General features: G+C 51.1%; 22 protein-coding genes and 7 tRNA genes. 27 read left to right on the top strand and 2 right to left on the bottom strand.

Translation table 11 applies throughout. From position 1 onward, the window contains the following. Positions 1 to 29 precede the first annotated feature (29 nt). The 7 genes from NOG12_RS04020 to purF all read left to right on the top strand — a co-directional run bounded on the left by NOG12_RS04020 (position 30) and on the right by purF (position 8,000). Complete coding sequence (locus NOG12_RS04020; protein WP_313932462.1) at positions 30 to 2,222, top strand: hypothetical protein; 2,193 nt, start codon at positions 30 to 32, stop codon at positions 2,220 to 2,222. Further along, positions 2,219 to 3,049, top strand: coding sequence for a tRNA pseudouridine(38-40) synthase TruA (gene truA / locus NOG12_RS04015; RefSeq protein WP_313932461.1), 831 nt, complete (start codon positions 2,219 to 2,221; stop codon positions 3,047 to 3,049). The genes NOG12_RS04020 and truA overlap by 4 nt, the downstream gene beginning before the upstream one ends. A 90-nt stretch (positions 3,050 to 3,139) precedes the next feature. Next, a complete protein-coding gene (accD, locus tag NOG12_RS04010; protein WP_110074848.1) occupies positions 3,140 to 4,003 on the top strand; it encodes an acetyl-CoA carboxylase, carboxyltransferase subunit beta in 864 nt (287 codons plus the stop codon). Positions 4,004 to 4,007: 4 nt separating this feature from the next. Continuing rightward, on the top strand, positions 4,008 to 5,303 hold the full coding sequence (gene folC, locus NOG12_RS04005) for a bifunctional tetrahydrofolate synthase/dihydrofolate synthase (RefSeq protein WP_313932460.1): 1,296 nt from the start codon (positions 4,008 to 4,010) through the stop codon (positions 5,301 to 5,303). A gap of 3 nt (positions 5,304 to 5,306) precedes the next feature. Further along, complete coding sequence (locus NOG12_RS04000; protein WP_110074846.1) at positions 5,307 to 5,858, top strand: SPOR domain-containing protein; 552 nt, start codon at positions 5,307 to 5,309, stop codon at positions 5,856 to 5,858. Positions 5,859 to 5,946: 88 nt separating this feature from the next. Continuing rightward, on the top strand, positions 5,947 to 6,429 hold the full coding sequence (locus NOG12_RS03995; RefSeq protein WP_313932459.1) for a CvpA family protein: 483 nt from the start codon (positions 5,947 to 5,949) through the stop codon (positions 6,427 to 6,429). A gap of 50 nt (positions 6,430 to 6,479) precedes the next feature. Further along, positions 6,480 to 8,000, top strand: coding sequence for an amidophosphoribosyltransferase (gene purF, locus NOG12_RS03990; RefSeq protein WP_110074844.1), 1,521 nt, complete (start codon positions 6,480 to 6,482; stop codon positions 7,998 to 8,000). Between the two features lie 110 nt (positions 8,001 to 8,110). On the opposite strand, the gene astB is transcribed toward purF, so the two are convergent. Next, positions 8,111 to 9,448, bottom strand: coding sequence for an N-succinylarginine dihydrolase (gene astB / locus NOG12_RS03985; RefSeq protein ID WP_110074843.1), 1,338 nt, complete (start codon positions 9,446 to 9,448; stop codon positions 8,111 to 8,113). Positions 9,449 to 9,683: 235 nt separating this feature from the next. On the opposite strand from astB, the gene topA reads away from it, so the two are divergent. The 11 genes from topA (at position 9,684) to NOG12_RS03930 (ending at position 21,084) form a co-directional block, all read left to right on the top strand. After that, positions 9,684 to 12,320: a type I DNA topoisomerase gene (topA, locus tag NOG12_RS03980; RefSeq protein WP_313932458.1), complete on the top strand. Its 2,637-nt coding sequence runs from the start codon at positions 9,684 to 9,686 to the stop codon at positions 12,318 to 12,320. Between the two features lie 104 nt (positions 12,321 to 12,424). Beyond that, a complete protein-coding gene (locus NOG12_RS03975; protein WP_110074841.1) occupies positions 12,425 to 12,922 on the top strand; it encodes a hypothetical protein in 498 nt (165 codons plus the stop codon). Continuing rightward, positions 12,919 to 14,574 carry a hypothetical protein gene (locus NOG12_RS03970; protein ID WP_313932457.1) on the top strand — a complete coding sequence of 552 codons (1,656 nt, stop codon included), beginning with the start codon at positions 12,919 to 12,921 and terminating at the stop codon, positions 14,572 to 14,574. Before NOG12_RS03975 ends, NOG12_RS03970 begins: the two co-directional genes overlap by 4 nt. Next, positions 14,574 to 15,812 (top strand): hypothetical protein, encoded by a 1,239-nt coding sequence (locus tag NOG12_RS03965; RefSeq protein WP_153825813.1) that lies wholly within the window; start codon positions 14,574 to 14,576, stop codon positions 15,810 to 15,812. Before NOG12_RS03970 ends, NOG12_RS03965 begins: the two co-directional genes overlap by 1 nt. Beyond that, a complete protein-coding gene (locus NOG12_RS03960; RefSeq protein WP_313932456.1) occupies positions 15,793 to 16,287 on the top strand; it encodes a hypothetical protein in 495 nt (164 codons plus the stop codon). The genes NOG12_RS03965 and NOG12_RS03960 overlap by 20 nt, the downstream gene beginning before the upstream one ends. Before the next feature lie 3 nt (positions 16,288 to 16,290). Next, positions 16,291 to 17,694 (top strand): GspE/PulE family protein, encoded by a 1,404-nt coding sequence (locus tag NOG12_RS03955; protein WP_313932455.1) that lies wholly within the window; start codon positions 16,291 to 16,293, stop codon positions 17,692 to 17,694. Further along, positions 17,682 to 18,704, top strand: coding sequence for a type II secretion system F family protein (locus tag NOG12_RS03950; protein WP_313932454.1), 1,023 nt, complete (start codon positions 17,682 to 17,684; stop codon positions 18,702 to 18,704). The genes NOG12_RS03955 and NOG12_RS03950 overlap by 13 nt, the downstream gene beginning before the upstream one ends. 134 nt (positions 18,705 to 18,838) lie before the next feature. After that, the gene (locus NOG12_RS03945) at positions 18,839 to 19,282 is read left to right on the top strand and encodes a type II secretion system protein (RefSeq protein ID WP_110074835.1); all 444 of its coding nucleotides are present in this window, start codon (positions 18,839 to 18,841) and stop codon (positions 19,280 to 19,282) included. Positions 19,283 to 19,286: 4 nt separating this feature from the next. Next, entirely contained in the window at positions 19,287 to 19,520 is a 234-nt protein-coding gene (locus NOG12_RS03940) for a prepilin-type N-terminal cleavage/methylation domain-containing protein (protein WP_110074834.1), read from the top strand. A gap of 19 nt (positions 19,521 to 19,539) precedes the next feature. Further along, positions 19,540 to 20,349, top strand: a complete 810-nt coding sequence (locus NOG12_RS03935) for a hypothetical protein (protein ID WP_313932453.1) — start codon at positions 19,540 to 19,542, stop codon at positions 20,347 to 20,349. A gap of 33 nt (positions 20,350 to 20,382) precedes the next feature. Further along, positions 20,383 to 21,084 carry a TadE/TadG family type IV pilus assembly protein gene (locus NOG12_RS03930; RefSeq protein WP_110074832.1) on the top strand — a complete coding sequence of 234 codons (702 nt, stop codon included), beginning with the start codon at positions 20,383 to 20,385 and terminating at the stop codon, positions 21,082 to 21,084. Positions 21,085 to 21,125: 41 nt separating this feature from the next. Here NOG12_RS03930 and folD read toward each other — a convergent pair whose 3' ends face one another. Next, positions 21,126 to 21,998: a bifunctional methylenetetrahydrofolate dehydrogenase/methenyltetrahydrofolate cyclohydrolase FolD gene (gene folD / locus NOG12_RS03925; protein ID WP_153825807.1), complete on the bottom strand. Its 873-nt coding sequence runs from the start codon at positions 21,996 to 21,998 to the stop codon at positions 21,126 to 21,128. A 328-nt stretch (positions 21,999 to 22,326) separates the two neighbouring features. On the opposite strand from folD, the gene NOG12_RS03920 reads away from it, so the two are divergent. The 9 genes from NOG12_RS03920 (at position 22,327) to tig (ending at position 25,693) form a co-directional block, all read left to right on the top strand. Beyond that, positions 22,327 to 22,403 (top strand) — tRNA-Pro (locus tag NOG12_RS03920). A gap of 20 nt (positions 22,404 to 22,423) precedes the next feature. Continuing rightward, positions 22,424 to 22,500: transfer RNA gene (locus NOG12_RS03915), tRNA-Arg, on the top strand. A gap of 33 nt (positions 22,501 to 22,533) precedes the next feature. Continuing rightward, positions 22,534 to 22,609, top strand: a tRNA-His gene (locus NOG12_RS03910). A 34-nt stretch (positions 22,610 to 22,643) separates the two neighbouring features. Next, positions 22,644 to 22,720 (top strand) — tRNA-Pro (locus NOG12_RS03905). 20 nt (positions 22,721 to 22,740) lie between these two features. Next, positions 22,741 to 22,817 (top strand) — tRNA-Arg (locus NOG12_RS03900). 33 nt (positions 22,818 to 22,850) lie between these two features. Further along, positions 22,851 to 22,926, top strand: a tRNA-His gene (locus tag NOG12_RS03895). A gap of 34 nt (positions 22,927 to 22,960) precedes the next feature. Continuing rightward, positions 22,961 to 23,037 (top strand) — tRNA-Pro (locus NOG12_RS03890). A 120-nt stretch (positions 23,038 to 23,157) separates the two neighbouring features. Beyond that, positions 23,158 to 24,282: a GGDEF domain-containing protein gene (locus NOG12_RS03885; RefSeq protein WP_313932452.1), complete on the top strand. Its 1,125-nt coding sequence runs from the start codon at positions 23,158 to 23,160 to the stop codon at positions 24,280 to 24,282. A gap of 112 nt (positions 24,283 to 24,394) precedes the next feature. After that, positions 24,395 to 25,693, top strand: a complete 1,299-nt coding sequence (gene tig / locus NOG12_RS03880; RefSeq protein WP_313932451.1) for a trigger factor — start codon at positions 24,395 to 24,397, stop codon at positions 25,691 to 25,693. Positions 25,694 to 25,800 lie beyond the last annotated feature (107 nt).

Below are 25,800 nucleotides of genomic sequence, written 5' to 3'. Positions count from 1 at the left end.
ATAACAAGAGTAAATGAGGGCTCTAGTCAATGAAACGGAACATCAAGCGTAGCTTGTTGAGTAGTGTAGTAGCAGCGTTGTCAATCGCTGGCGTCGCGGCGCAGGCGAGCATTGTGCCAAGCTCTATTGCGCTTGCTGGACAGGCGCAGACCGCCTCTCGTTGGCAAGCTGAGCGCTTTGGCCCTATTGTATCGAGTGATACGCTGTGGACCATAGCTATGTATTACAGCGACAAGCGCAATCTCAATGTGTACGAGATGATGGACCTCATCATTGAAGCTAACCCGCGGGTGTTCCCGAATGGCCTTGCTGACCATATGTTGGATGGGTTTTATCTAACCATTCCCACGGATGGCATGGTTGCCACGACCGAGGTTACAGTCGCTAAGCCAAAGCCGACTGCGGGGGATAACTCAGCTCAGCCGGCAGCAAGCCAAACCAGCCAAGCCGCTGCTGCAGGTGGTTTAGCCCCTAGTGAACTGGCTGGATTACGCAATCAGCTGGCCCAGTCGATAGAGTTAATTGAACAACTGCAGCGACAAAATCTTGAGTTGCATGAGCGGTTGTTAGCGGTCACTGAAGAGCTCGGTGAGCTGCGCTTAAAAGTTAATGCAGAGCAACAAGCAGAAGCTGAGTTACAACAGCAAATCAGTGCGGAAGTGACAGCTCAACGACAAGAAAGTGTTACCACTGAAACTCCTGCGGATGCTACTGCAGCAGCGTTGCAAGCGGCGGCATCAGTAGCTGCTGAGCAGTCAGAACAGGCCAACCAAGCTGCGTCTATCCGACAACAGCCACCAGCCCCAGCTAAACCAAGTTTATTGGCTTGGTTAATGCAGCCACTGCATCTGTTAATGGTGGTAGGGGTACCATTACTGTTGGTGTTGCTATTTGGCTATCGTTTTTATCGACAACGTCAACAACAGCAATCGAGTCAGTATAAAGGTGCATTAGATGCTGCTGCCAGAGAGCAGCAATCGGCAGCGGCCGCCGACAGTGCTGCTGCGGCCAGTGCTGTGGCGGGGGGCACTGTTGCGGATGCTACTGTCGCAGATGGCACCGAGGAAGTTAGCAGCGTAGCGGATGCCGCAAGTTCGCAAGTGGCGCCAACCTTGGAAACTGTCCCCAGCGCCTTTGAAGAAGCCGAGCAAGCAGCGTTAGCAGCCGGAGTCACCGCCCTAGCAGCAGATGCAGCTCAAGCTGATGATGCAGCCTCGCCGGCGGCCGAGAGTGCTGATGAGAGTGCAGATGAGAGTGCAGCCGAGCTGGCCAAAGAGCAGGCCGAAACTAACGCCGCAGAAACTAGCTTAGAACAGTCGTTACAAGACTTGGATGCGGAACTAGAATTCACTCCCCAAGCAACCGCAGCGCAAGATTCATCAACAGCTGCCGAGCCTGATGCCGAGTTGGAAACCGAGCTCGATGCCGAGTTGGAAACCGAGCTCGATGCCGAGTTGGAAACCGAGCTCGATGCCGAGTTGGAAACCGAGCCTGATGCCGAGTTGGAAAACGAGCTCGATGCCGAGCCTGACGATTTGGATGCGGAGCTAGAGGCTTTGTTTGCTGAGCAAGATGCGGTGTTTACGGCTGCGGCAGAGACTCGTGGTGAGGCTGAGCTAACTGCTGAATCTGCTGCGGAAAACCTGATTGAATTTGAGTTGGAGGATTCAGATCTGTCGGCAGCGAATGCTGCGGAGCAGGAGCCCGATGACGGTAGCTACGTGGATCAAGAATTTGGTGATAGCGCCTATGCCGGAAAAGCTTATGGCGATGAAGCCTATAACGAAAACCAGTATCAACAAGAATACCAACCGGCCTCGCTCGTTGAAAGCGATGATGAGGATCTTGCTGCCTTGCTGGAACAAGCCGAGGATAGCAGCGAAGCTAGTTGGCAAGATGAGCCAGCAGGCCAAACTGAATACGATTTATCGCAACAAGATTCAGACGATGACTACTTAGCGATCGAGCAGCTCTTGGAAGAAGCGGAAGCCGAGGGTGCCAATGATTTTTCACACACCCTCTATGAGAGCGAAGCCGGCAGTTTGCCCACCGGTGAAGACACCGCACTAAATCACCTGGATTTAGCCCAAACCTATTTAGACATGGGTGATTTTGCTGCTGCGCGGGCTGAGTTATTAGCTATTGATGCCAGTAACGATGAAGATTTGCAGCGTGAAATCGCTATGCTGCAGCAACAGATAGATGAACAGGACGGTGCATGACCGAGCAAGGTAGTAGTAGCGGAACCACCCGCATAGCCTTAGGGATTGAATACGATGGCAGCGCTTTTTATGGCTGGCAACGACAACGCGAAGTTATCTCAGTACAGCAAGTACTTGAACAAGCGTTAAGCAAAGTGGCTAATCATCCGGTTGAAGTCACCTGTGCCGGACGTACCGATGCAGGGGTGCATGCGACCGGACAAGTGGTGCACTTTGATTGCCAGTTCGAGCGCGCTATGCCGGCCTGGACCATGGGCGTGAATAGCAATCTACCAGCGACCGTGGCCGTGCGTTGGGCGCAACCGGTTGCGGATGATTTTAACGCACGCTTCAGTGCGACCGGACGGCGTTACCGCTATATTATTGCCAATGGCCGTTATCGGCCGGGTATCTTAGGCCAGGGCTTAAGTCATTATCACCAGCCGTTAGATGTAGCTCGTATGCATGACGCCGCGCAAGGGCTGCTAGGCGAGCATGATTTTAGTTCGTTTCGTGCCGCGCAATGCCAATCTCATTCACCGAATCGGTGTGTGACCCACATTCAAGTGCAACGCTTAGGCGACTTTGTCGTGGTCGATATTGCCGCCAATGCGTTCTTGCATCATATGGTACGTAACATCGTTGGCACTTTGCTGGAAGTAGGCAAAGGTAGCCAAGCGGTCGGGTGGCCAGCCCAAGTGTTAGCGCTAAAAGATAGAACCCAAGCTGCGGCTACAGCGAAGGCCGAAGGATTGTATTTGGTGCAGGTAGATTACCCCGCCCACTTTAACTTACCGCAGGTAGAGCCTGGGCCCTTATGGTTACCCAGTGCGGTGGTATGGGGCTGACGGCTAACAGTTAAGACCACTTTTTGCTAAACTAGTAAGCACGAATGTGCTTTAATAGCGCCATTAAATTATTGAGACAAGCGAATTACTATGAGCTGGATTGAGCGAATTCTTGCAAAACCAAAGAGCAGCAAAAAGCGTGAAATTCCCGAGGGAGTTTGGGCCAAATGCAGCAGTTGTGATGCCATTTTGTACAGCGCTGATTTAGAGCGTAGCCTGAATGTCTGCCCTAAGTGTGATCACCACATGCGGGTATCGGCGCGGATGCGGCTTAAGCACTTTTTGGATGAAGGTAAAGTTACCGAGATTGGTGCTGAGCTTGAACCGAAAGATGTGTTGAAGTTTCGAGACTCAAAAAAATACAAAGACCGTATTGCCGCTGCGCAAAAAGCTACGGGTGAGAAAGATGCCTTAGTTGCGCAAAAAGGTACCTTAAAAGGTATGCCGGTGGTGGCTGTCGCGTTTGAATTTGAATTCATGGGTGGTTCTATGGCATCCGTCGTTGGTGCGCGTTTTGCTGAAGCAGCCAAGGTGTGTTTGCAAGAACGGATTCCATTGGTGTGTTTTTCAGCATCAGGTGGCGCCCGTATGCAAGAAGCCTTACTGAGTTTGATGCAGATGGCAAAAACATCAGCGGCGTTAGCGCGCATGAGCGAAGCTGGTTTGCCTTACATTTCGGTACTGACAGATCCAACCATGGGTGGCGTATCAGCTAGTTTGGCCATGTTGGGTGATGTGAACATTGCAGAGCCCAAGGCTCTGATTGGTTTTGCTGGGCCACGAGTGATTGAGCAGACGGTACGCGAAACGCTGCCAGAAGGCTTCCAACGCGCTGAGTTCTTACTCGACCATGGGGCTGTTGATATGATTGTTGATCGGCGCCAAATGCGAAATACCATTGCGTCCTTGTTGGCCAAGTTCCAAAACTTACCGGCTGTAGCCGACGAATATTAAGCCTATGACACAGCTTTCTGTTCCATCCACATCAGCCGGGCTTCATGCCTGGCTGACTTATTTAGAGCACTTGCATCATCAAGCCATCGACATGGGCTTAGACCGAGTGAAGCAGGTTGCTGAGCAACTCAATTTATTGCAGCCAAGCGCCAAAGTGATGACCGTTGCTGGTACTAACGGTAAAGGTTCGACGGTGCGTTACCTCGAAACTATCTTACGCGCGGATGGCTATCAAACTGGCGTTTATATTTCTCCGCATTTGCATTGCTATAACGAGCGCGTGCGTATTAATGGCGAACAACTTAGCGATGCTGAGCATGTGGCTGCTTTTGCGGCAGTAGAAGCTGCTCGGGGCGATATTTCGTTAACCTATTTTGAATTTGGCACCTTAGCGGCATTGTGGCTGATGCAGCAACGTAACCTCGATGTTTGGGTGTTAGAAATAGGCTTAGGAGGCCGCTTAGATGCGGTGAATATTATCGACCCGGATGTTGCTTTGCTGACCAGTGTGGGGATCGATCACGTTGGCTTTTTGGGGGCCGACCGGACTGGTATCGCACGAGAAAAAGCAGGTATTTTTAGACCCCATCGTCCGGCTATTTGCGGTGAACCTGATTTGCCAGCGGCCGTAGTAGAACAGGCTCAAGCTCAGCAAGTACAACTGCAGCGAGTCGGCTATGAGTTCTTCTACAAACCACAAGATGCGCAGCACTGGCAGTTCCGCAACAGTGAAATACAACTGCTTGATTTGCCGTTACCACAATTGCCTTTACCAAATGCAGCCACGGCAGTAGCTGCTTTAGCAGCGTTGCCGCTACCCGTTACTTTAACCGCCATTAAGCAAGGCTTGGAGCAGGCGCGTGAGCCGGGTCGGTTACAGTTTTTAGCAGCCACGGCACAGCGTCCTGCGGATACCTTACTCGATGTGGCTCATAATCCTCATGCGGCGGCCTATTTAGTGGAAGTGCTGCGGCAGCGTTATCCTGAGCGCCCCGTGTTAGCCGTGGTTGGGATGCTACAAGACAAAGATATTGCCGGCACCCTAGCGACCTTACAGCCGCTGGTTGCCCAGTGGTTCTTTGCCGATTTGAGCGAACCACGTGGTGCGCGAGCTGAGCAACTGCAACAACAGCTGCCGAGCACAGCTAACGTGGCTGGCTGTTTTGCCGATGTGGCAAGTGCCTATGCCGCCGCTCTAGCTGCCGCTGCACCCGCGCCCGAGGGGAGTAACCAACAACAACCGCTGGTATTGGTTTGCGGGTCGTTTTACACTGTGGGCAAAATAGCAGATACGGAGTAACTGATGGCGTCGCAATTGCAAAACCGGTTAGTGGGGAGCGTTATTCTGATTGCGCTTGCGGTAATTATTTTACCTGAATTGCTGGATGGCAAGCCACCGCAGCAACAAGAGCAATTTGAGACGATTCCGTTGCAACCCGAAGTAGCAGTCACCAGTACCCCGGTAGCGGAGATCCCAACGGAGCAATTACCACCCTCGTTGGATGATGTAGCGACCGTTGAGTTAACCGCCGACACGGCACCGACGCTCAACCAATCAGCACCGGCGAGCAGCACTCCAGCAGCGGCCCAACCACCCAGTGCCGCCGCATTAAAAGAGTCCGGTTGGGTTATTCAACTAGGAGCGTTTCGCAATCAGCAGTCCGTTGACCAATTGGTGGCTGAACTGCAAGCCGCTGGTTACGCTGCTTATCGCGAGCAAGTGGCCGGCAGCCAAGGGCCTCTACATAAGCTTATGGTAGGCCCTAAATTAGTGAAAAGTGAACTCGAACAAGATCTACCAAAACTCAAACAAATCACCTCACTCAACGGTAAAGTCGTGCGTTACCAACCCTAAGGCTACCGTTTAATAACAACAATAATGGCGCAAAACCGAATCAAATCTGGTATAATTCGCGCGCCAAAAATAGCTAAGGAATGCAGTTATGAATTGGTTTGATATCACCATTTTAGCCATCATTGGGCTGTCTACGCTAATTAGTCTTAGTCGTGGTTTTATTAAAGAAGCGATGTCGCTGGCAATCTGGATTGCCGCATTTTTCATCGCCAAATTTTTCTATTTAGATTTAGCAGTTTATTTCACTGGTATTGAAGATGAGATGCTGCGCAATGGTGCCGCTGTGGCTGCTTTATTTGTGGCTACGCTGATTGTTGGAGCGATTCTAAACAATCTGCTGGGGCGCTTAGTAGTAGGCACAGGTTTAAGTGGCACTGACCGTTTGCTCGGCGCCGTTTTTGGGGCGCTGCGTGGGGTGTTAGTGGTAGCGGCGTTATTGTTCTTTTTAGATTCCTTTACTGGTTTCGCCCAAGCCCAATGGTGGGTTGAGTCTTCGTTGATTCCTCACTTTGGCATTGTGATTGAATGGTTTTTTGAATACCTAGAGAAAACTTCAAGTTTTCTCCCCTAACTCAATAAATGAGCGCAGTAAATAGGCGCAATAAATGAGGTTGTTATAGCATGTGTGGCATAGTTGGTATTGTTGGTAAAGACCCAGTTAATCAGGCCTTGTACGATGGTTTAACGATGCTACAGCATCGCGGTCAAGATGCCGCCGGCATCATGACGGTAGACAACAACACCTTGCGCTTGCGCAAGGCGAATGGTTTAGTGCGAGATGTGTTTCACACACGCCATATGCACCGGTTAACGGGGCGGATCGGGATTGGTCATGTGCGTTATCCAACCGCAGGTAGCTCCAGCTCGGCCGAGGCTCAACCTTTTTATGTGAACTCGCCGTTTGGTATTGCCATGGCGCATAATGGCAACCTCACCAACGCGCAAGAATTACAACAGCAGTTGTTTGAGAAAGCTCGCCGCCATATTAACACCACCTCTGATTCTGAAATTCTTCTCAATATTTTTGCCCACGAACTGTACCAACAAGAAAGCCTACAACTCACCGCAGAAGATGTGTTTGCCGCGGTAAGCCGAGTGCATCGACAGATTCGTGGCGCTTATGCTGTGGTAGCCATGATTATTGGCCACGGCATGGTCGCGTTTCGTGACCCATGGGGCATTCGACCGCTGGTATTAGGTAAGCGTGATACCGCTAAGGGCCCTGAATATATCGTTGCTTCGGAGAGTGTTGCCGTAGACGGCACTGGCTTTACTTATGTGCGTGATATCGAGCCGGGTGAAGCTGTTTATATCAGCGAAGATGGCCAGTTGACCTCACGCCAATGTGCGGATAACCCACAGCATTGCCCTTGTATCTTTGAATACGTGTACTTTGCGCGTCCTGATTCTTTTATTGATAAAGTGTCGGTGTATGCCTCACGCGTTAACATGGGTCGCAAGCTAGGTGAAAAAGTGAAACGAGACTATGCTCACTTAGACATCGATGTGGTGATCCCGATCCCTGAAACCAGTTGTGATATTGCGCTAGAGATGGCTAATATTTTGGACCTGCCGTATCGCCAAGGCTTTGTTAAAAACCGCTACATTGGCCGTACTTTTATCATGCCAGGGCAAACCCAACGACGTAAATCAGTGCGCCGCAAGTTGAATGCGATTAGCGCTGAATTTCGTGGGAAAAACGTGCTGTTGGTAGATGATTCAATTGTCCGTGGTACCACATCTGAGCAGATCATTGAGATGGCCCGTGAAGCTGGCGCGAAGAAAGTTTATTTTGCCTCTGCCGCCCCAGAGATCCGCTTCCCGAACGTGTATGGGATTGATATGCCAAGCGCCAATGAACTGATTGGCCATGGTCGTGAAGCTGCGGAGATCAACGATTTAATCAAAGCCGATGGTTTGATCTATCAAGAACTGGACGATTTAATTGCGGCAGTTCAAGAAGAGAATCCTGCCATTGAGCAATTTGAGACCTCGGTCTTTAACGGCAAGTACATCACTGGCGATATCAACCAAAGCTACTTAGATCGTCTTGATGCAGCCCGTAACGATATTGCTCGTGGTGGCGATAATAGTGCTGAAGATGCTAATTTAGAGCTACATAATGAGCTTGATGACGAGTAAGTGCTGATAACAAGTTCGAGAAAAAAGCCATGATGTTTCATCATGGCTTTTTTTATGGCTGCTGCTTAAACAGCTTGGGTTTAAACAGGTGCTACTTAACCAGATAGCCCTTACAACTGGAACGGATACACCGAGCCAAGTTTTAAGATTTGGGTGAGCTCATCTAACGCTGTCCGAGACTCGGTGAGTAACTGTGGATCACTTAAATCAGCCACACTCAGTTCATCGCGATAATGTTTATCGACCCATTGGTTCAGACGGGCAAATAGCTCATCGTTCATCAGTACCGCTGGGTTTACCGCCGCTAGTTCAGTATCATTCAAAGCAACTCGTAAACGCAGACAAGCAGGGCCACCGCCGTTGCGCATGCTTTGTTTAACATCAAAATAATGCACTTGGCGAATCGGGGTATTGCGGGTGACTAATTCTGCCAAATAAGCAGCAACCCGCGGGTTCTCTTGACACTCAGTTGGAGCAATAATAGCCATATGACCGTCTTGCATGGTTAACAGCTGGGTGTTGAATAAATAGGTTTGTACGGCATCTTCAACGGATACTTCATTGGTGCTAACTTCAATGAAATGGACAGGTTCGTCGCCAAATTTGCGCTGAATTTCGGCGAATTTCTGCTCTGTATCCAAAAACGCTTGCTGGTGATAAAAGAGCACGTTCTGGTTGCCCACTGCAATCACGTCATTATGGAACACGCCTTGATCGATAACGGCTGGGTTTTGCTGAATAAAGACCGTATTCTCGTCGCTTAATCCATGCAAGCGTGCGATGGCCTGCGAAGCCTCAAAGGTTTGCCGCGCCGGATACTTTTGTGGCGCGGGCTTGCTGCTATCAAAGGCGTACCGGCCAAAGGTGAAGATCTCCACCCCAGCATGACCGTAGTTACTGCACAAACGCGTGTGGTTAGCGGCGCCTTCGTCTCCAAAATGCTCGTTATCAGGCAAGTGAGTGTGGTGCTCAAAGTAGCGACCATTGTTAAACATCGCCTGTAAAATACGACCGCTGGTTTGAGGCTCTAAACTACGGTGAAATTTATTGGTTAAATTAGCCGGCGTAAAGTGTACCTTGCCATCGGCCGTATCAGCACCCGGCGACACGGTAGCGGCGTTGGCGGTCCACATGCTTGAAGCCGAGCACACCGCTTGGAAAATCTGCGGGGCTTGGCTGGCGGCACGGATTAACACCTCGCCATCTGAACCACTAAAGCCTAAACGTCGTAAGGTAGCAATATCAGGGCGTTCTTGTGGCGCCAGGACACCTTGCACCATACCCATATCGTGCAGCGCTTTCATTTTGGCTAAGCCTTGTTTAGCCGCTGATTTGGGGCTAGAGGTTGCTTTAGCATTGCTCAACGACGCCACGTTACCAAAAGATAACCCAGCGTAATTATGAGTGGGGCCGACGAGGCCATCGAAGTTTACTTCAACGTGTTTCATGCTTAACGAAACCTCCATTGCGGTTGCAAGTGTTCATTTGCGGAGTATTATACCCACTAAATAGCTTAGGTGTAAGTGCTGTAGCCCTTGAATTATCTGGCGTTTCGGGCTGTTTGCATGTTTATACTTAAAAAATGATTGTTTATTTAATTTGCATTCGGTGGTTGTGAAGTGAATGCGAAACGGATATATCTAAAAAAAGAACCCGGTAAATCACCAATACATAGAGAGTCGCATGGCAAAAGCGCTAGTTATTGTCGAGTCCCCCGCGAAGGCCAAGACAATTAATAAATATTTAGGGAATGATTTCATTGTGAAATCGAGTGTAGGTCACGTGCGTGACTTGCCCACTCGCTCGGTAGCCACGGTAAAAACTAAGCCGGCTGCAGAAGTTCGCAAAATGTCGCCTGAAGCAAAAGAAGCTTATCGCCAGCAGCGTGAGTTCGCCAAGTTGGTGGCGCGTATGGGTATTGACCCTGAACACGGCTGGCAAGCACACTATGAAATCTTACCCGGCAAAGAAAAAGTAGTTGCTGAGTTACAGAAGCTTGCCAGCAAAGCCGATGCAATCTATCTCGCAACGGATTTGGACCGCGAGGGAGAAGCCATTGCTTGGCACCTACGTGAGTTAATCGGTGGCGATAAACAGCGGTTTCAGCGGGTGGTGTTTAACGAAATCACCAAAAAAGCCATTCAAGAAGCGTTTTCGAAGCCCGCCGAGGTTAACGAAGATCGTGTGCACGCCCAACAAACCCGTCGCTTTTTAGACCGAGTGGTTGGTTTTATGGTGTCGCCCTTGCTGTGGAAAAAAATTGCTCGCGGCTTATCGGCTGGACGGGTGCAATCTGTAGCAGTGCGTTTGGTAGTGGAACGAGAGCGCGAAATCAAAGCTTTTATTCCTGAAGAATATTGGGATATTTACGCTGATTTGAATACAGCTGCCCAAGCTGAGCTGCGAATGCAGGTGCAGAAACACCTAGGCAAGGCCTTTAAAGTCGGTGATAAAGCCGCAGCCATGGCGGCAGTTGATGCGCTGCAAGGTGCGCAATACAAAGTGGTGGAGCGTGAAGATAAGCCGACCAGCAGTCGTCCATCGGCACCTTTTATCACCTCTACGCTGCAGCAAGCCGCCAGCACTCGGTTGGGCTTTGGCGTGAAGAAAACCATGATGTTGGCGCAACGCTTGTATGAAGCCGGTCACATCACCTACATGCGTACCGACTCAACCAATCTAAGTAGCGAAGCGGTAGCGAGCTGTCGTAGCTATATCGAGAAACAGTTTGGTGGCGACTACTTGCCGGCTAAACCTAATATGTACGGCTCCAAACAGAATGCGCAAGAGGCGCATGAAGCTATTCGTCCATCAAGCGTCACGGTTAAATCAGAGCAGTTACGTGATATGGAGCGCGACGCTCAGCGCTTGTATGAACTTATTTGGCGGCAATTTGTAGCCTGTCAAATGACTCCGGCACAATACGATGCGACTACCATTACGGTGGCCGCTGGTGATTATGAATTGAAAGCTCGAGGCCGCGTGATGAGATTTGCGGGCTGGACCAAAGTGCAGCCACCGGCAGCGAGTAAAGCGAATGATGATGCGTCGTTACCTGATGTTAAAAAGGGCGAAGTGTTAGCATTGCAACAGCTAGATCCACAACAACATTTTACCAAACCACCGGCGCGTTTCAGCGAAGCATCCTTGGTGAAAGAACTAGAAAAACGCGGTATAGGTCGTCCTTCGACCTACGCTTCAATTATTTCGACCATTCAAGATCGCGGCTACGTACGGGTTGAGAACCGACGGTTTTACGCTGAGAAAATGGGCGAAATCGTGAATGACCGGTTGGTGGAAAACTTCTCGCGGCTACTCAACTACAATTTCACCGCTGAAATGGAACAGGCGTTAGATGATATCGCTGAAGGCAAGCGCAATTGGACCGAGACACTCGATAATTTCTACAAAGAATTTAAAGCCAAGTTAGAGCAAGCCGAATTAGATCCAGACGAGGGCGGCATGCGCACCAATCAGATGGTGCTAACGGATATCGACTGTCCAAGCTGTGGCCGCAAGATGGGTATTCGTACGGCGAGTACCGGAGTGTTCCTGGGCTGCTCAGGCTATGACTTACCTCCAGCGGAACGCTGTACGCAAACCTTAAACTTGTTACCAGGTGAAGAAGCCGTCAGTGTCAAAGGCGACGATGACGAAGCCGAATCGCTCGCCTTACGAGCGAAAAAGCGTTGTCCTAAGTGTGGTACTGCCATGGATAGCTACTTGATTGATAAATCACGCAAGCTGCACGTATGCGGTAACAACCCAGCCTGTGATGGGGTGGTAGTTGAGCAGGGTGAATTTAAAATCAAAGGCTACGATGGTCCGGTGTTAGAGTGCGACCGCTGTGGCAGTGAAATGCAGCTTAAAACCGGCCGATTTGGTAAGTATTTTGATTGCACCAACAGTGAGTGTAAAAATACTCGTAAATTACTGAAAAATGGTCAACCAGCACCACCGAAAGAAGATCCGGTGCCATTCCCTGAGTTGCCATGTGAAGACTCAAGCGCTCACTATGTGTTGCGTGACGGTGCTTCTGGAGTATTTCTATCGGCCAATACCTTCCCTCGTTCACGTGAGACGCGGGCGGTGAAAGTAGCGGAATTACAACGTTTTAAAGATCGTATTCCGAGTAAGTTTCATTATCTTACCGAAGCCCCAGCAAAAGACGATGAGGGGAACGAGGCGATTGTCCGCTACAGCCGTAAGAACAAAGAGCAGTATGTGATTACCGAAGCGGATGGCAAGCCGACTGGCTGGCAAGCCTTTTATCGTGACGGCACGTGGAGCGTACAAGAAGCGAAAAAGCGTAAGAAATAAACCCTAGGTAAATCATATATTTACCACTTGTTGGCAGCAAGCCCCTCAGCTACATTGAGGGGGTATCACAAACGGAGGTGATACGTTGCCGACAAGGAGGTTCCATGGTCTATGTACCATATCGGGCGAAAGTCCAACTGGTCGCCGCTGCATTCAGCATCATTCTGAGCTGTTTGTGGCCGGCGTCAGTAAACGCCAGTAGCTGCCCTAGCTACGCGTTTACGGTGGCACCACCCAATGCAGTTAATCATCCCTATTATCCGGCTCCTACTGGGGTATCCATGGTGTTTGCCGCGGGCCTAGTACGGCCGCAACTCGAGCAATACTTGATGGATTACTTTGCGGTGCGCTGGATTGACTGGCAAATTGCCGCCGATTATCGCTGGGCGGCCCCTTTTCAACTTCATGCTCCCGATCATCCGCAACTGCTTGAACAACTGCTGAGCTCAGCAGCACTGGCGGTTACCATTTTTGCCAATCAAGGAGCCTTGGTCAGCTATCAAACGCCGGCTGCTGCCGCTAATGCAGCGCCCCCGCGCTGGCCGCAACCGGCAGCACCACAACCCCGTCAATATTATGGCCGCACAGGAGTGCTACGATGAAATGGCTGATGTTAGGTTTAACCGCAGTGCTACTAAGTGGGTGTCAACTACCAGAAGATAACTACCAACAGCATAAGCAGCAGGCGTTGCAAGCTTTGGCGGCAATGGATGGACAGCAGTACGGTAGGCGCACCGCAGTGCAATACGGTAATCCCTACTACCCGATTCGTGAGTTGCCAACACCTTACCAGCAAGGACCTGTGGCTTATCCGGGCAATGGCTATCCGATGCCGGCTGGCAATCAACCGCCTCAGCCACCGCCCGGACTTGCTGGGCCTTATGCTGGACCCTATGCCGGACCCTATGCCGGGCCTTATGCCGCGTCCTCGGCTGGCTCTTTAATAGGTGCGCCACAACAGCTGGTACCGGCGTGGCATAGTGCCCCCGTCACCTTGCGATCCAATGGCTTAACTGCCGCAGCAGTGATGCAGCAGGTGTTAGCTCCCCATCAGATTAGTGCGCACTTTTTGGGGCCGGAGCTAGGTCAGCAGGTGGTCAAGCTTAATTATCAGGGCACGTTAGGTGGCTTACTGGAGCAGATGGCAGCGCATACGGGCTGGCATTTACAGCAGCAACCACGGCAAATTTTATGGAGTGAGTTTCAAGTTGAAGAGTTTGATGTTGCCTTTTTAGCGGGCGATACCAATTACTTTCTTGGTAACAAAGATGCTGAGCAAACCGGCACCAGTAACCAAACCGCTGGAACCAACAGCAACAATGCCTTTAATGCCAGTGGCGGTAGTCAGCAATACTTGAACTTTAGCAGCCGCCAATTATCCGTTTGGAACGATCTCGAGCAAGCACTTGGCTTATTGCTCTCTGAACAGGGCAGCTTATCCATCAATCAAAGTTCAAGTTCGGTGTTGGTGCGAGATTATCCTCATCATGTTGCGCAAGTGCGGCACTACTTGGCACAGCAAAATGAGCGGCTAACCCGGCAAGTATCGATTGATGTGCAAATTCTGGAAGTGACTTTTAATGATACCGAGCAGTTTTCTGTAGATTGGCAAGCTTTGGTTCAGACCGCTGGTGGCGAAGGTATTTTAGGGCTTTCTAGCGCTAGCTTTGGCGGTGGCAACGGAACTCAATTAATGTGGCAGCAGCAACAGGGCAAAGCGGCAGGGTCGTCGGTACTTATCGAAGCATTAGAGCAGCAGGGCGTGGTGCGCATCAGTAATCATCCGCGCTTGATCAGCTTAAATAATCAAATCGCCAAAATTGTGCTGGAAGATAACGCCAGTTATTTGGCCGCGTCTGGGAGTACCAGCACACCGAACGTTGGAAGCTCACAAGTGTTGCAGCCAGGTTTAGTGACTACTGGCTTTGAGTTATACGTGTTGCCCAGTATTCGTGCCGGCGAGGTGATATTGCAGCTGTCTACCGAATTATCAGATTTAGAACGGATTGATGAAGTTCGCTCGGGCGAGCAAATTATCCAAACACCTCATACCAATCGCAAAAAGTTTTTTATGAAAGCCATGATTGAAGATGGCAAAACCCTGTTGATGAGTGGTTTACGAAATGAGCGTAATAGCATTCAGCAGCAACAGAGTTGGTTGAGCCTAATGTTAGGTGGCGCCAATAGTAGCCAGCATCGCCGTAGCGAAACCATTGTGCTGTTAACACCGAATATTGTGCAGCGAGGTTACTAATGTTGGTGAGTGGCTGGCGGCTTGAGCTATGGCGTCGACAATCAACTGAGCAAGCGCGCATTTTACAATGGCTGGGTGAGGCCAGACAGCAGGGCTTTAGTCATTATGGGTTGTATCAAGTGGGGCAGTGCTATTGGTTAAGTTGTACCGGCGAGGCCAACGTAGGCGATGCCGTAGCTCATGTGCATCAGCAGTTAACTAGCACGCAAGACCCCAGTTGGGTGGTGCTGCAGGTGGTGGGTGAGCAGGTTTGGGTGATAGCTTGGCGCGAACAAACCTTACTGTGCGCTTTGGCGATTGATTTAGAAGCCAACCCGAATAGCTTTCTGTTTGAACTTACCGCTACCTGGTTAGCTACTGATGGCATGCAGTGTCAATTGATGTTAGCCGGTGAGATGGCGCAACAACGCTGGTTAACAGCACCCTGGCCGGTAAGCCCGCAGGTGTGCGATGAGCTGTTTAATCAAGCGCCAAGTAAAGGCCAGCAGCTGTTAAATATCCGCAAACCGCCACCTTGGCTACGGCGCAAAGTGGTGGTGCTTAGCGCCACCATAAGCTTGTGCTTAGCGCTGTTGTTGGGTTGGCTGTTATGGCCGACAACGCCGTCCGAAGATGGCTTGGATAGCCATCCGCAAGCGCAACAGCGGCCGCCGATGGCGGGGGTGCAACTGGCTAGTATGGCAGCCTTGCCCCAGCAATTATTGCGTTGGAGTTATGTGGCTGGCTGGAAAGTACAGCAGTGGCAGTTTAGCGAGCAACAGCAGCAACTGCATGTACAGCAGGGGTATGCCTCGATGGCAGACTTGCGACAACAGTTACAGCCGATTTGGTTTTATCAATTAGGTGCCGTTGCTGGCAGTGCCCAACCGGGGCTGTTACTGACCGCCAACGTCCCCAGTGCCTGGCAGCAAGAGCCAAGCTTGGCCAAGTTGGCGCCATCGTTGGCTTATCTGGAAAGCAGTTTAAGTGAACTACAGCAATGGTTTCCGCAGGCGCAATTTAAAGTGGCAGCGGTACAAACCGACGGTTGGTATCAGTGGCAGCAGGTACAGGTGCAAGTGTTAGGGTTTGACCCCTTATTGTGGAGCAGTGCCGGTGCTAAGGCGTGGCGGCAACTGCCCAGTGAGCTGAGGTTGGTAGCAGCCTCGGCCAAGGCCGACGGATTATTATGGCAACTGCAATTGGAGTTGCGCGCATACGCTCATGGAGGGCAAGCACATGGTAGGGATTACGATTAGTTTATTGCTGGCGCAACAATTGCTAACAGCACCACCATCGACAGCGGTCACCAGCTCCGTTGATGCCGTTCACGTCGTTGAACCCGCTGAACCCACTGAAGCCTTTGATCCGGCTCCAGGCTTGATTGAGCAGTTGCGTTACAGCGAGTTAGAGCAACGGGTAGCTGAAACCGAAGCCAAACGATTGCAAACCCAGTTGCAAATCGAGAAAGCCAAGCATGCCATTGCCGCCTTACAAAAGCCCGCAGCTAACCCGGGTAATCGGGTTACTGAACAACTGAGTAGCATCATTTTGGTGGGCTTTATCGAAGCTGTGGATGGCGTCAAGGTGGTATTGCAAGAGCGTGGTCAGTGGTTGCTTTTAACCCCAGGTGAGCGAGGTGCCCATGATCTACAAGTTGAGGTGCATGAGCAGCAGGTGCGCTTAAAACGTTACGGCCACTATCGCGATATCCCACTACCGCAGGGGTGGTGAGCCATGTTAATGCTACCGGAAGATCAAGTGCTGCAATGTCAGATTTTCTTGCCCAGCTTAACCGAGTGCCTGCGCATCAGTGAGCGTCCGCAGCAACCGGATAACGCGGTGTTAGTTACCAACGAAGGGCTATTGCTATGCAGTCTCGTGGCTTGGCAAGAATCGGCGTTGGAGATCATTAACTTACTCCAATTTACCTATCATCAAGGCTTGCAAGTAAGGCTGCGGATGTTAGCTCCAGCGCGCGCCATTCGGGCTGCGTTACATGATGCCTTGGCGCAAACCCAGCAAGCCAAGGCGCATGCTAACCAACCCTTGGATCAAACTCGGGCGCAGCAGGCCCTCGAAGATTTAGTGCAACAGGCGTTGGTCATTTCGGCATCTGATATTCATCTGGTATTTACCCCATGCCAAGCTTTACTGGCGTTTCGCGTGCATGGGCGCTTGATTGGCCAGGCCGAACGCAACAGAGAGACTATGGCGGCTGCTATTGCTGCGTCGTTAAACACTCGCTCTGATGACTTTCGTGAACTGTTTGATGAGCAACGTCTATCGGCAGCAAGCATTTCTATTACCGTAGCGCATCAGAATCAGCCCCAACGGATCCGGTTGCGGGTACAAAAGTCGCCCACCCGCGATGGGTTTGCCGTGACCATGCGGTTGCAGAACGAACAGCAACGGGTAGTCGAGCTTGGGCAGTTGGGGCTTACCGCCAAAGTGCATCGACAACTGCTGGAGTTATTGTTGCAACCGGCTGGCATGATTCTGATTGCGGGGCCTACGGGGCAGGGTAAAACCACCACCTTGGCCGCTATCAATTGGGTGATCCCGCGCACGGCTAAGGTGATCTCCCTCGAAGATCCAATTGAGATTATTCAGCCTCACATTGAGCAAAAGCCGGTTATCGCTGATCATGCCGAACTTAACTTTGCCAATATGGTGAAGGTGGCCTTGCGGGAAGATCCAGACGTGATATCGATTAGTGAAATTCGCGACGCCGCAACCGCTAAAGCGGCTTATACCGCAGCGCTGACGGGGCACCTGGTGACCGCAACGGTGCACGCCCACGATACTTTTGGAGTGTTGCAACGGTTACTGGATTTGGGCCTAAGTGCTGAATCGCTGGCGCAAGTAGGGGTATTGCGTGGGATTCTGGCGCAGCGCTTGCAAAGTACCGTGTGTCAGGCATGCGTTGCGCGTCCGCAAGCACCCTGTGCAGTGTGTCATGGTGCTCGGGTGAGTGGTCGCCAGCTGCTAACCGAGTTTTTAGTGATTGACGAAAAGGTACGGTTGGCGCTGCGCCAAGGTGAATTGGAACAGTGTCGCAAACACTTGCTGCAGCTAGGCTGGTTGAGTTTAGAGCAACAGCTGGGCGAGACCCTAGAGGAGCCGTTATGCAACGCTTAAGCAGACCGCGACAGCTGGCTTTTCTCGAAGATTTTGCGTTAGGGCTAGCCGATGGTTTAAGCCCATTGCAAACCTGTAACGGATTAGCGGAAAACGCTAAGCAGCAAGGCCTAAGGGCGGAATACCAACTGGTACAGCAAATCATTGCGCAATTAAATGCCGGCCAGCCACTAGGTCCAGCATTACAAGGTAGTTTTGCCCAAGATCTAGTGATGCTGATGGCCGTCGGCGAACATAGCGGCGTGTTAGATCAGTTACTGCAACGGCAACAGCAGTTTGAACAACAACGTTATGCCGCCCTACAAGCGTTCTGGAAGCCGCTCCTTTATCCACTAGCAATGTTGGCCTTGGCGCTACTGGCTTGCGTTTTTATTGGGCAGCAAGTGATGCCGAAACTAGCCGCCGCGTTACCCCCTGAGCAGTGGCCGCAACTGAGTGGATTGCTGTTGCAACTTAGTCATGGTCCGGCGGTGCCGTTACTCCTGCTAGCGGTGCTGTTGGTGTTATTGGCCTGTTGGGGCCCAGCGCTGCTGATTGATTTAAGCCGATGGTATTGGCGGGCGTTGGCGCAGAGAGGCTGTTTTGTTATTCGCCGCTATTTTGATGCGGTATTGCTGTTGCAAACCGTCACTGTGCTGTTGAAAGCAGGGATGAATCTGGATCGCGCTATCTTGGCGATGCAAGCCTATAGCAATAGCTCAATGGATTGGCATTTAGGCGTGATTCGGCAGCGCTTAGCCCAAGGTGAGCGACAGTTAGCAGTGCTGTTTGATACCGGACTGTTGTCGGCGCGCATGTTGTTTCGGCTAAGTAATGGCAGTCGCCAGGCCCGCGAACAAGGCACGTTGCTGCGGGTGGCTGAGTATGCCACCCAAGATGCGGTGCGGGCGTTGGGGCGGTTACGAGTACTGCTACTAGGATTTTGCTACGGCATGATTTTTATGGTGTTGGTGGTGGTACTAGGCGGTATGGGAGCCATGCTGATGACAGTATCCCAGCAGCATATCTAAGTTCATCAAGCAGGGTTACAGCGTGAGGAGGATAAGCAACAGGAACGGATAGCAACAACCATGAAACTATCAGATAAGCGCCAAGAACGTCCTTAAGGACCTTTGCGGTTTCGTTGAAAAACAAGGAGCAAGTGATGCGTAAGCAACAACAAGGATTTACTTTTATTGAAGTGTTAACCGTTTTATCCATTATTGCGTTAGCTACGGTGGGCACGCTCGCCTTGCGAGATTGGGCGGTGGGGAACTCACGCATTAGTGAGGCTAAGACTCAGATTATAACCATTCAGGCAGGTGCCCAGCTGTGGCGACCTCGTAGCGGTGATTTAACCGGCATTAGTTTGGCCGCTATGTCCGGTATTGCAGCGGTGCCGCAGCAGTGGGGCAACGGTGAGTCGATTAACCCTTGGGGTGGCGATGTCCAAGTTTCGGTGGATGGTACTGATACCTCGCGCTACGTGATTACCCTGACAGGAATTGATGCCGATGCTGAAGGGGCGCGGTTGGCTTATGACTTTGATCAGTACACATTACAGTCGACTTTTGCTAGCGGTACCTTAGTTTTAACATTCCAAGGCTAACCCCATGCTAACCAGTCACCTGCGCAGCCATGGTTTTAGCATGATTGAATTGGTGCTGGCGCTAGCCTTGCTGGCGGTGCTTGCTAGTGCGGCAGTGCTGGGGCTGCAGCACTGGCGTCAAGCAGCGTTTAAGCAAGACCCGCCGTGGTCGGATGCGCAGCTGTTGCAGTTACAGCAACAGTTGCGCGCCCATCGCCAGTTTCTACTGGTGCGGGCGGCGTTGGTTGATCCAACCTAACCCCCAAGGAGTGCCACGAATGAAATCAACGGACTTGAACAGCGGCCCCATAGCAGCGCCAATCCTCGGCGGCGCTGAGGTAATAGTAAGACTACCGCTGCGGGGCAGGTCTAGCCTTGGCTTTGTGCTGTTAGAGGTGATCATTGCGACCGTGTTGCTGGCAGCTAGTTTGCTGGTGTTTGCTCAGTGGCAGCAGGTGCAACAACAGCAACAGCAGCGCCATCAATGGTTAGCTGATACTGAACGCTTACAGCAAGCGGTACGCAGTTACTGGAGTGATACGGGGCAACCGCCGCCATCCTTTGCGCAGTTACAACAGCATGGGCACTTGCAGCAGCTAACCACGCCGTGGCAGCAGCCTTGGTTGCTACAGCCGCAGCAACGTTATGTGCAATTACGCTTAACCGCACCTAGTGCGGCCGCCGCGAGCTGGTTAGCTGGCCAAATCGTGGGTGCCAGCGCCAATGCCGAGCAGGTGCTGGTAACTGTGTGGCAGCCAGCGCAGAGCTACCATCCGGATAGTCCTTACCTTTATCGAGTGGCGATTGCTGATGCTCCGCAACTGAACCAAATGCATACGGATCTCGATCTTCGCCAGCATAACCTGCAGGGGATTGATCAACTGCGCGCCAGCGCTTGGTATGGGCAAAGCCTAAGCGCACCAGAGGCACAACTGGTGCAAGTGCAAAGTGAGCATGGCCATTTCACCATGGTGACAGCAGCGCAAGCGGTGATTGGTGGGATTAGTATGGAGCAGGTCTGGCAACGCATTACTGAGTATCAGCAACTATGGGAGTTGTGTGTGGCCCGCGGTGGCTGTCAGGGTTAGCCAGCGCCGTAACCAACCAGCAAGGAGGTAACAATGCGAACCAAGCAAACGGGGCAAGCCATGCTGGAGGCGCTGTTGGCATTGCCGATTATTCTCGTGGTGTTACTGGGGCTAGTACAACTGATTTGGGTATTCTGGACCATGCACACACTGCAAACCGGTTCTCATTACGTGTTGCGTAGCGGAGTCTTGCAACATGGCAGCCTGGATAAGATGAAGGATACCCTAGCGACGGTGATGGCGACCACTCAAATGCAGTATTTTGACGCGCCGGCTAGCGATAGCGAGGGTGCAGCGCCTGAATTTGACGACAATGACTTACGTTACGCAACCCTTACCGAAACCCTAAAAATGCGTGGCTACCTGGAGTTGGCGGCGCGCATTCAAATTCATAATCCTACTGCGGCGATGCAACGGCAATTGAGTGAACGCCGTTGGGACACGCGCAACTCGCGCTGGGTGCAAGAGATAGCTATTGATCATCCGCAAGTGCGGCTGGCGGAAGCGCGCGATGCGGAAGCTTGGCTGGCAGCGCGGCAGTTACAGATAGAAATTTGGTGGTGCATGCCGCTGGAAGTTCCCATAGTCGGCAGCATGATTGCGGCAACGGCCCAGTGGTTTCGTAGTGACAGCCAAGCCTTCTGTCGCTTACGGGGAATGGCTCTTGATAAGCCGATGTGGGCGTTAAAGGTGATGGCAGAAGGGCCTATGCTAACGGGTTTTCGCACCCGTTAGCAAAGCTGATAGACCCGCCGCTAACAGCGGGCTTTAGACTGTTATGCTGAGGTGGTTACCGGCGCATGCCAAGTGTCACAAGCTTGCAGGGTATTTTGCATCAAGGTTGCGACTGTCATTGGGCCCACGCCACCTGGTACTGGGGTAATGTAAGCAGCGCGAGCCGCGGCCGCAGCAAACTCCACATCGCCCACTAATTGACCGGAAGGTAGCCGGTTAATGCCGACATCAATGACCACCGCCCCTGGTTTAATCCAAGCACCCGGAATAAAGTTAGGACGGCCCACAGCAACCACGAGAATATCAGCGCGTTCAACATGGCTTTGCAAATCAGTGGTGAATCTGTGACAGACAGTGGTGGTGGAGCCGGCTAAGAGCAGTTCTAGGCTCATCGGTCGTCCGACAATGTTTGACGCACCAACCACAACCGCATTCTTACCATAAGTATCCAGTTGGATGGATTCGAGCAGTGTTATCACGCCGCGCGGGGTGCAGGGGCGTAAGGCCGGGTTTCGTTGCGCCAAGCGTCCCATGTTGAAGGGGTGAAAACCATCGACATCTTTAAACGGATTAATGCGCTCTAACAAAGCTTGTGCGTCTAATCCTTCCGGTAACGGCAGCTGTACCAAAATGCCATCCACCGAAGCATCTTCATTAAGTTGATCGATGAGAGCTTCTAACTCGGCTTGAGTGGCGCTAGCTGGTAGGTCATAGGCTTTAGAAATGATGCCTACTTCTTCACAGGCGCGGCGTTTGCTGCCCACATAAACTTCAGATGCTGGGTCGTTACCTACCAACACTACCGCCAGCCCCGGAGCTCGATAGCCAGCGGCTAGACGTGCTTGCACGCCAGCTTTTACTTGGTCACGAACCTGTTGGGCAACTTTTTTACCGTCAATATTTTGCGCTGTCATAGCTGCTGCAAACCCTTCTTTGTTCAAGCGTGGAATGGTAAGATGTTTTGGTCATCGTGTTGGGCGGATATTTTCGCACGTTTTGACGTTAGGTTGTAGTAACTTATGTGGGCAGTTTATGTGCTTAAGTTACTGAAGCCAGCGGTTAGTACTTGAAACAGTAGCTAAGCTGGCCGAAACAAACAGAATTGCTGCTTTTGAATACAGATTGTCGGTATTTTCGGCAGTTGAATGCAGAACGCAAAAAAATGTTTGACGACTCTAAGAGCAACAGGTAATATTCGCCCCCGTTGTCAGGCCGCGTCCTGCACGGGTTTTTCAAAGATGTCGGCGAGTAGCGCAGCTTGGTAGCGCACTTGTTTTGGGTACAAGGGGTCGCTGGTTCGAATCCAGTCTCGCCGACCATTCTTTGTCAGGATAGAAATGCGCCCGTAGCTCAGCTGGATAGAGCAACGGCCTTCTAAGCCGTCGGTCGCAGGTTCGAATCCTGCCGGGTGCGCCAATACTGCCCTGGCATCAACAGTTTTGAGAAATGGTGGCTGTAGCTCAGTCGGTAGAGCCCCGGATTGTGATTCCGGTTGTCGTGGGTTCAAGTCCCATCAGCCACCCCATCTCTCCCTCAGTAAAATATTCCCTGTTTGGTGTCGGCGAGTAGCGCAGCTTGGTAGCGCACTTGTTTTGGGTACAAGGGGTCGCTGGTTCGAATCCAGTCTCGCCGACCATTCTTTGTCAGGATAGAAATGCGCCCGTAGCTCAGCTGGATAGAGCAACGGCCTTCTAAGCCGTCGGTCGCAGGTTCGAATCCTGCCGGGTGCGCCAATACTGCCCTGGCATCAACAGTTTTGAGAAATGGTGGCTGTAGCTCAGTCGGTAGAGCCCCGGATTGTGATTCCGGTTGTCGTGGGTTCAAGTCCCATCAGCCACCCCATCTCTCCCTCAGTAAAATATTCCCTGTTTGGTGTCGGCGAGTAGCGCAGCTTGGTAGCGCACTTGTTTTGGGTACAAGGGGTCGCTGGTTCGAATCCAGTCTCGCCGACCATTCTACTATGTCTATACTTCTTCGCTGAATTCTGCTAATACTCTTACTTTGAGTTGGCTTAACGCGTTCGCGTTTAGCACAAAGTTAATGCTAACAACGGGTTGATGCACAGGAAGGCGCATGGCAGCTTCAGGAATAGCGACACAAAATCTCAGTCAAGCAACGAGTGACATTGCGCAACAGCAGTTCGGTTTGCTGATCTCGCAAATCAGTACGCAACTGATCAATAGTACCTCAGCAGAAACCCAGCAACACATAGAACAAGCTTTGGCTGCCCTTGCTAGTGGCGGCCGTAAAGATCGCTGTTATGTGTTTTTGTTTGATGAACAGCTCACCACCATGAGCAACACCCATGAGTGGACTGCTCCAGGTATCACGTCTTTTAAAGCTGAGCTCCAAAATATTGATATCGCCGCCATGCCGTGGTTTTTTGAGCAGATGCGCAACCAGGGTCAAGTGGTGGTCGATGATGTCAAGCAACTACCGCCAGCGGCTATCGGCTTTCAGCAAGAACTCACCCGTGAGGGAATTCAAGCGATGATGGCCGTAGGCATGTATTTAGAGCATCGGCTGATGGGCTTTGTCGGCTGTGACTTAGTGCAGCGTCAGCATCACTGGAGCGCGGAAGATATCCAGCAGATGCAGTTGGTGGCAGACATGATCAGTAACACCATCGCGCGGCATCGCACTGAGACGAGGTTACGGCAAGTTGAAGCCGAGTTGCGACTGGCTAATGAGCAATTATTAGCGTTAGCGCATCAAGATAGTCTAACCCAAGTTGCTAACCGGCGCGCTTTAGATAAAAGCCTGAAAGACGAGCTACAACGTGCCAGCCGCATGGGCCGTGAACTCACTTTATTTATGGTTGATATTGATCATTTTAAGCAGCTTAATGATACCTATGGGCATCGTTTAGGCGATTCTGTGCTGGCTGATGTGGCAGAGATTTTAGCGACCCAGTTTAGGCGTAGTGGCGAGCTTGTAGCCCGTTACGGTGGCGATGAATTTGTTGTCATTAGTCCGTTAGTCGACGCCGCCACTGCCCAGACCCTCGCCGCTGCGGTGCTGTATCGTGTACGCGCCCTAAGCTACCCCGAAGGGGCGCAAATAACCGTGAGCATTGGGGTCTATCAATGTATTCCGCAAGCACCTGTGGGAGCTGATAATTTATTACAAGAAGTAGATGCCGCAGTGTATCAAGCGAAGCTAACAGGGCGTAACCTAGTGGTGTTTGTTGCCAATTAGTAACCATTTATTCTCGACTTGAGTAGATCGCTTCGCTATAATGCGGCGTCATTTTGAAGGGTCCCGAATCGTAGTGGGCTCAGGCCAATAGTGAAGCCGAGGTAAAAAAGCAATGCAGGTTTCTGTAGAGACAACCCAAGGATTAGAACGCCGTGCCACTATCACCGTGCCGGCTGAAACCATCGATAAAGAAGTAAAGCGTCTGCTTAAAGACGAGTACCGTAACCGCCGTATCAACGGTTTCCGTAAAGGGAAGGTACCACCGAATGTATTGCAAAAACTGTTCGGCAAAGAAGCCCGTGCACGTGCTGCATCTAACTTGATGCAAAGCAAATACTTCGAAGCAATGATGCAAGAAAAATTAAACCCAGTGGGTGCGCCTGCAATCGAGCCAAAAGTTAACGAAGAAGGTAAAGACTTCGAATTCGTGGCTACGTTTGAAGTGTATCCAGAAGTTAAGGTTGCTGATTTAGATAAATTAGCCATCGAAAAACCAGAAGTAGAAGTGACTGACGCTGACGTTGACACCATGATGGAAACGTTGCGTAAGCAGCACGCTACTTGGAAAGAGGTGAAGCGTAAATCGAAGAAAGATGACCAAATCACCATCGATTTCACTGGCTCGATTGACGGTGAAGAGTTTGAAGGTGGCAAAGCATCTGATTTTGCTTTGGAATTAGGCCAAGGCCGAATGATTCCTGGGTTTGAAGATGACATCATTGGCATGAAAGCCGGTGAAGAAAAAACCATCGAAGTGACTTTCCCTGAGGATTATCACGCAGAAAACTTGAAAGGCAAAAAAGCATCTTTTGTGATCGTTGCCAAGAAAGTTGAGACGCGTGAACTGCCTGAGCTAAACGACGAGTTCGTGGCTCTGTTCGGTGTCAAAGAAGGTGGTGTTGACGCATTGAAAGCTGAAGTGCGTAAAAACATGCAGCGTGAACTGAAAAATACCGTTCAAGCGAAAGTGAAAGAACAGGTATTGAAAGGCTTAGTTGAAAGCAACGAAGTGGACGTTCCAAAAGCTATGTTGAGCCAAGAAGTTGACGTATTACGTCGTCAGGCCATGCAACGCTTTGGTGGTAACCAAGCTCAATTACCACAATTGCCAGCCGAATTGTTTGAAGAACAAGCAAAAGAGCGGGTGAAAGTAGGTTTGTTGTTGGGTGAAGTTATTCGTGGCAACGAATTGAAAGTTGACGAGCAAAAAGTTGAAGAAATCATCGACAACAATGCCTCAGCCTACGAAGATCCAACTGAAGTTGTAGCTTACTACAAAGGTAACGAAGAATTGATGCAACAAGTGCGCAATGTTGCCCTTGAAGAGCAAGCAATTGAGTTCATCCTTGGTCAAGCCAAAGTAACGGCGAAAAAGGCCAGCTTTGACGAGTTGATGAACCCAAAAAAATAAGTAAGTGATAGGAATACCGTTAGAACATCATTGACGGCATCCCTAACAACTTGGTTTAATGGCTCGTATATGCTTATACGAGCCATTTTTATTTCAGGAGTCGTAAA

It is taken from the genome of Pseudidiomarina fusca (genome assembly GCF_032227045.1).
Lineage (GTDB): Bacteria > Pseudomonadota > Gammaproteobacteria > Enterobacterales > Alteromonadaceae > Pseudidiomarina > Pseudidiomarina fusca.
This window is presented reverse-complemented; position numbering and strand designations above follow the sequence as displayed.

Bases quoted from the DNA above. Each gene is read 5' to 3' on its own strand.
- NOG12_RS04020 (WP_313932462.1), top strand. From the start codon at position 30: ATGAAACGGAACATCAAGCGTAGCTTGTTGAGTAGTGTAGTAGCAGCG.
- truA (WP_313932461.1), top strand. From the start codon at position 2,219: ATGACCGAGCAAGGTAGTAGTAGCGGAACCACCCGCATAGCCTTAGGG.
- accD (WP_110074848.1), top strand. From the start codon at position 3,140: ATGAGCTGGATTGAGCGAATTCTTGCAAAACCAAAGAGCAGCAAAAAG.
- folC (WP_313932460.1), top strand. From the start codon at position 4,008: ATGACACAGCTTTCTGTTCCATCCACATCAGCCGGGCTTCATGCCTGG.
- NOG12_RS04000 (WP_110074846.1), top strand. From the start codon at position 5,307: ATGGCGTCGCAATTGCAAAACCGGTTAGTGGGGAGCGTTATTCTGATT.
- NOG12_RS03995 (WP_313932459.1), top strand. From the start codon at position 5,947: ATGAATTGGTTTGATATCACCATTTTAGCCATCATTGGGCTGTCTACG.
- purF (WP_110074844.1), top strand. From the start codon at position 6,480: ATGTGTGGCATAGTTGGTATTGTTGGTAAAGACCCAGTTAATCAGGCC.
- astB (WP_110074843.1), bottom strand. From the start codon at position 9,448: ATGAAACACGTTGAAGTAAACTTCGATGGCCTCGTCGGCCCCACTCAT.
- topA (WP_313932458.1), top strand. From the start codon at position 9,684: ATGGCAAAAGCGCTAGTTATTGTCGAGTCCCCCGCGAAGGCCAAGACA.
- NOG12_RS03975 (WP_110074841.1), top strand. From the start codon at position 12,425: ATGGTCTATGTACCATATCGGGCGAAAGTCCAACTGGTCGCCGCTGCA.
- NOG12_RS03970 (WP_313932457.1), top strand. From the start codon at position 12,919: ATGAAATGGCTGATGTTAGGTTTAACCGCAGTGCTACTAAGTGGGTGT.
- NOG12_RS03965 (WP_153825813.1), top strand. From the start codon at position 14,574: ATGTTGGTGAGTGGCTGGCGGCTTGAGCTATGGCGTCGACAATCAACT.
- NOG12_RS03960 (WP_313932456.1), top strand. From the start codon at position 15,793: ATGGTAGGGATTACGATTAGTTTATTGCTGGCGCAACAATTGCTAACA.
- NOG12_RS03955 (WP_313932455.1), top strand. From the start codon at position 16,291: ATGTTAATGCTACCGGAAGATCAAGTGCTGCAATGTCAGATTTTCTTG.
- NOG12_RS03950 (WP_313932454.1), top strand. From the start codon at position 17,682: ATGCAACGCTTAAGCAGACCGCGACAGCTGGCTTTTCTCGAAGATTTT.
- NOG12_RS03945 (WP_110074835.1), top strand. From the start codon at position 18,839: ATGCGTAAGCAACAACAAGGATTTACTTTTATTGAAGTGTTAACCGTT.
- NOG12_RS03940 (WP_110074834.1), top strand. From the start codon at position 19,287: ATGCTAACCAGTCACCTGCGCAGCCATGGTTTTAGCATGATTGAATTG.
- NOG12_RS03935 (WP_313932453.1), top strand. From the start codon at position 19,540: ATGAAATCAACGGACTTGAACAGCGGCCCCATAGCAGCGCCAATCCTC.
- NOG12_RS03930 (WP_110074832.1), top strand. From the start codon at position 20,383: ATGCGAACCAAGCAAACGGGGCAAGCCATGCTGGAGGCGCTGTTGGCA.
- folD (WP_153825807.1), bottom strand. From the start codon at position 21,998: ATGACAGCGCAAAATATTGACGGTAAAAAAGTTGCCCAACAGGTTCGT.
- NOG12_RS03885 (WP_313932452.1), top strand. From the start codon at position 23,158: ATGGCAGCTTCAGGAATAGCGACACAAAATCTCAGTCAAGCAACGAGT.
- tig (WP_313932451.1), top strand. From the start codon at position 24,395: ATGCAGGTTTCTGTAGAGACAACCCAAGGATTAGAACGCCGTGCCACT.